Below are 5,447 nucleotides of genomic sequence, written 5' to 3' on the forward strand. Positions count from 1 at the left end.
TAACATCCACTAACAAAACCTCTTTCATCTCTCCTTTTATAATTGCTGCCTGAATAGCCGCTCCCATCGCCACACATTCCATAGGGTCAATTCCCCTTTCAATCTTCTTCCCCACAGTCTCCTCTACAAATTTCTGCACACAGGGCATCCGTGTCGGACCGCCCACAAGGATTATTTTATCAATATCCTTTGCTTTAAGTTGTGCATCGGATAATGCCTGTTCAATGGGATGGCGACATCTTTCAATAATCGGAGAAACCAAATCCTCCAATTTGGCACGGCTAATGCTTAGGGATAAATGTTTTGGACCGGTGGCATCCGCAGTGATAAAAGGAAGATTTATATCTGTGGTCAGTGTGCTGGAAAGTTCAATCTTTGCTTTCTCCGCTGCTTCCCGCACCCGCTGTATAGCCATTTTGTCATTATGTAAATCAATTCCTGTTTCGCGTTTAAATTGTTCTGTAATGTACTCAATGAGGGCATTGTCCATATCGGTTCCTCCCAGTTGGGTATCTCCGCTGGTGGAGAGAACCATAAACCCCCCTTCTTCACCCATCTCCATAATGGTTACATCCAAGGTTCCACCTCCAAAATCAAAAACCATAATCTTTAAGCGTTTACCCAATTTATCCAGACCATAGGCAAGACAGGCAGCAGTAGGTTCATTGATAATCCGCAATACCTTTAATCCCGCAATTTCTCCCGCATCTTTAGTAGCAGTGCGTTGGTTATCATCAAAATAAGCTGGGCAGGTAATCACCGCCTCCTCCACCTTATCTCCTAAGAACGCTTCCGCATCCTGCTTAATCTTCTGTAAAATAAAGGCGGAGATTTGTTGTGGAGTATACTCTTTACCATAAACTTTAAATTTATAATCTGTTCCCATCTTGCGCTTGGCAGCAAAAATCGTTCCTTCGGGATTAATGGCTGCCTGCCGGCGTGCAGGTTCCCCCACAAGTCTCTGTCCATCTCTGGTAAAGGCGACAAAAGAAGGAAATGCCTTCCCCGAAGCCACCCCTGCCCCTTCTGCCGAGGGGATAATTGTTGGCCTTCCTCCTTCTACAACCGCCGCTGCCGAATTGGAAGTTCCCAAGTCAATACCAATTGCTTTTGCCATCTGCTCACCTCCTGCTTTAGTCAATTAAATCATTGACTCTCGGTTATTTTTTTCTTAGCAACTTTTACCACTGCCGGTCTTAAAACTTTATCATAAAAAAGATAGCCACTGCGGATTTCCTCCACAATGGTATCTTCAGGAAATTCATCGGTTTCCACAGTCATCAAGGCTTCATGCCTGGTGGGGTCAAACTTCTCTCCCACAACCTTCATCCGCACCAGACCGTTTTCTTCCATAATCTTAGATAATCTCTTTCTAATCATCTCTATCCCCACAAAAATATCTTCCTTAACCTGATTTCTCTCCAAGCCATTCAAGAGATGGTCAAAATCGTCCACCACGGGGAGCATCTCCATAAAGAGAGACTGGTTAGCAAAATGAATAATCTCTGTTTTTTCTTTATCCATCCGGCGTCGGGCATTTTCAAACTCTGCCTGCAAGCGTAAGAGTTTATCATAGTATTCTTCGGCAAGGGAAGCTTTTTTTTGCAATGCTTCCCACTCCGGGAAAGAAAGCGTTATTTTCTTCACCTCAGCAGTGGTCCCTTTTTCTTCTTCAGAAGAATTCTCAGGAATATCTTCTTCGGAATTTTTCTTCATAACCTTCTCTCCTGCAAAATATTTTCTAAGATTTCGGAAACATTTTTTACAATGCTGAAAATATGTGCATAGGCCATGCGGGTAGGACCAACCACTCCCAGAGCCCCCACCGTATTCCCTTCTACATGATAATTTGTGGTAACTAAACTGAGAGACTTTGCCTCCTCAAAATTATTCTCTTCACCGATATGGACTTTTATCCCCTCTTCTTCCATATCCTGTGCGATAATTTCCAGAAGAAGTCTTTTCTCTTCCATGAGCCGCAGGAGTTTAGTCAAGGCAACACGGTCTTCAAATTCCGGCTGAGTAATTATCTGAGTTGCCCCTTCAAAGCAAAACCTCTCCTCCTCCAGTTTCTTAAATGCCTCCTCTAAGATAGAGAAAGCATCCTTAAAAAGATTATAAACAGAAAAATCATCGCTCAGTCTCTTCTGCAGAAGATATTTACAAATTTCACTTAAATAAACCCCCTCCAGTTCCGCATTAAAGAAATTACCGATTTTCTCCAACTGACTTCGGGAGTAGGGATGGGGAAAACGGAGAATGAGGTTCTTAATCAAACCGGAATAAGTTATCAGCACCATCAGCACAGAATTATCCTTTATATCTATCAACTCTATATGCTTTAACCTGCTCTTTTTTAAACAGGGATAAACCACGATGCCCGCCTCTTCAGATAAACGCGCTAAAAGACGGCTGGTTTTATCCATAATCTCCGAAATATCCTCAACAGTTTTATATTCCTGGATAATCTCTTTTTTCTCCTGCGGAGTAAGTCCCTCTTCGGGCATCAGATAATCTACATAATAACGATACCCTTTATCCGTGGGGATTCTCCCTGCAGAGGTATAAGGATGTGTGATATAACCCTCTTCCTCAAGGTCAGCCATGATGTTGCGGATGGTAGCGGGAGAAAATTTAAAATGCAATTTTCGGGCAATGGTCCGCGAACCCACTGGCTTTGCCTCTTCAATATATGTCTCTACAATCGTTCCTAAGATTTTTTCCTTTCGGGATTTTAAATCTATCCTGCGCATCCCTACGCCTCCATTTTAGCACTCTCATTATAAGAGTGCTAAATAATTATATAGTGTATCCTTCCTCTTTGTCAAGAAAAATATTAAAAGTGTTACTGTGCAGAGAGAAGGTTATCTCTAACTGTGTAGGAAGAATGTTAACTTTTAAAAAGCGAAAATTTTTGACACTTACGAAGTGTAGTTGGCTCTCTTTTTAAGGAGGTGAAGGGATTGTCTGTTTCTCACTCACACGCTTTTGTATCCATTCATAAAAAAATCTGTATAAACCTTCTAAATCATTTTTAAATCTTCCGGTATAAAGAACGTCTTTTAATTCACGAGATAGGGTAAAACAATCGTCTTTACTTAATTTATAGATAAGCCTATTTGCTTCCCGCGTCGCTTGGGCAGTAGAATTATGTTGAACCTCGGTAAAATACAACCTCAGATATTCCTGAGGAATTATTTTTAGATATATTTCTTCCTCATCTGGTAACTTTACATTGAGGTCTTCATAGATGTGAAGCATACTTTGATAAATAATATTATTTTCCAAAATACCTTCGCCGATAATTACCATTTCTACATTTATTCCCTGTTTTGTAAGTTCTTCAGAAAGTCCTATATGGGATAAGCCACGGATGGTGAACAGAATAGCATCAGGAAAATCATTCTTCAATCTTAAAATCTGATTGGTAAAATTGGTATCTCTATCTTTTATATTATATCTCCCATAATTATCACGATAAATTTTAATTGTCCTGAGATAATTGGAGATATCATTGAGCACAAAATGAGCAAAGGAAATATCAAAAAATTTTTGCTCATCAAAGGAGATTATGTTTTTCCAGTTTTGATAACCCAAATCTTCCATAACACTTTTTATCTTATTTTGAGCAAGAAAATTATAAATTTTAGTATAGGTATCCAAGGAGTCATAAATAGGAATTCCTTTTTCTATCCCCTCTAACTCCTCCGCAAGCATTCTTTTCGCTTTTAAAAATGCTTCCTCCTCGGAAATTTTCTCTACTTCCATTATATTTCTAACTGTCTCATAAGGAATTAGTCCTAACTCATCAAGGTAAATAACTTTTCTATTCCTTGAGCGCGCAAGATTAAGCACCCTTTCCATTGCTTTTTCTAATTTTGAAAAATCTTCATCGTGATAAGAAAAAATTATGCAGGGTTGGAAGAGGTAATACGCTTCACATCCTATTTTTGTTCTGTTCTACTTTTCAGTAGGCTTGATATTTTCAACTTGTCTGTTTCTCAACCAATCAAATACGAACTTTTTATAGGTTGTGCTATCAATTTCTCTTCTAAATAATCTCATAAATAACTCATCGCAAAGTAATTTAATATCCTCAAAAGAGATTTTTTCCAAAAGAGTATTTACCATCCTCACTGCCGTAGGATAGTTAGTATATCCTAAATCAATCATATAGTAATCAAGTAGCACAAATTCAACCAAACTTTTAGCAGTCAATTCATTATATTTATCCTCAGGTAAATATACATCATTTTGTTTGAGAACCATAGTATAATGTTGTGCAGGGATAAGTTTATTTATTGGTCCTTCTCCCACGATATATATATTTACATCAACTCCTGTAGAAGCTAGATTATCTTCAAATCCATAGTGTGCTAAACCCCTAATAGTTAAAATTACGCTATTGGGATTTTTTTGAAGCAGTTCTTTAATTTGGTTACTAAAGTTTATATCTCTAATTTTATGGTTATTCAACATAAATCCCTTTAAGTATGATTTCATGGTTACTATAGCATTATCTATCCCTCCCATTAAAAACTTACTCAATGCCTCATTAACTAATCCATAAGAATCAAATGTAACTATAGATTTCCAGTTATCATATTTTAGGTCTTCCAAAATTGATTTTATTTTATTCTTGGCCAAATATTTATAGAGCGCACTATAGAAAATTGATTCGTCATACACAGGAATACCTTCTTCTATAGCGGCCGTTTCTTGCCGTAAAGTCTCTTTAACTTTGTCAAAGGCTGTCTGGTCAGATAAATTTAGGCTATTGCGTTGAGCCTCAACGCTTTCAAAAGGAATTAGTCCTAATTCCTCTAGATATATTAACTTACGTCCTTCTTTATGTGTTTCTTCTAATATATTATTTAGTATGGGTTCTATTTCCTTAAAATCCGTTCCTTCATGAAATATATAAATTATAAATATCTTGCCTTTCCCTAAATTTTCTTTACTATCTCCATATAAGAAGGATTTATTAAACATTACATTGCCGCAGGGGAACAGCATAACTCCCTTAATTTTTTCAAATAACTCCAAAGGGGTTAGTTCTTTCTGTTCTCCTTCAATCATAATTTGGAGTAGATTGGAATTATTTTTTTGTTGAACTCGTTTCACTAAAAAATAGGTATTATTTTTTAGAAAAGCAATGAAAGGAATATTTAATTCACACAACTTTACAAACCAAGGTTTATCTAATTTATATATATCTACAAAAAGTCCGGATTTGCGTATTTCATCTCGTAGATTGATGAAGGTAACATTAGAAGAAAATTCCTTTAAACTGAGTTTCTCTATATACAAATGTTCACCCATAAGGGTTGCGTATTCTTGCAATATTTCAAAAAGAGGATTTATCTGGGATAAAAGATGGTTTATTAGGATAAACAAAAATAGAAAAGTTATAAGATGAATTTTAAATAATTTTTTGTTTTGCATAT

5 protein-coding genes are annotated in these 5,447 nt (G+C 37.0%); all 5 read right to left on the reverse strand.

The window, feature by feature from the left end:
• The coding region (locus tag NC818_07540; protein ID MCM8784593.1) for an Hsp70 family protein at positions 1–1,117 on the reverse strand (1,117 nt) is incomplete at its 3' end.
• Between the two features lie 29 nt (positions 1,118–1,146).
• Entirely contained in the window at positions 1,147–1,716 is a 570-nt protein-coding gene (locus NC818_07545; protein MCM8784594.1) for a nucleotide exchange factor GrpE, read from the reverse strand.
• Positions 1,713–2,753: a heat-inducible transcriptional repressor HrcA gene (gene hrcA, locus NC818_07550; GenBank protein ID MCM8784595.1), complete on the reverse strand. Its 1,041-nt coding sequence runs from the start codon at positions 2,751–2,753 to the stop codon at positions 1,713–1,715. The genes NC818_07545 and hrcA overlap by 4 nt, the downstream gene beginning before the upstream one ends.
• A 193-nt stretch (positions 2,754–2,946) precedes the next feature.
• Entirely contained in the window at positions 2,947–3,864 is a 918-nt protein-coding gene (locus NC818_07555; protein ID MCM8784596.1) for a hypothetical protein, read from the reverse strand.
• 96 nt (positions 3,865–3,960) lie between these two features.
• Positions 3,961–5,447: hypothetical protein (locus tag NC818_07560; protein MCM8784597.1), on the reverse strand; the 1,487-nt coding region annotated here is incomplete at its 5' end.

The organism is Candidatus Omnitrophota bacterium (assembly GCA_023819145.1).
In the GTDB taxonomy this organism is placed as follows: Bacteria; Omnitrophota; Gorgyraeia; order DTHP01; family DTHP01; genus JBFWKV01.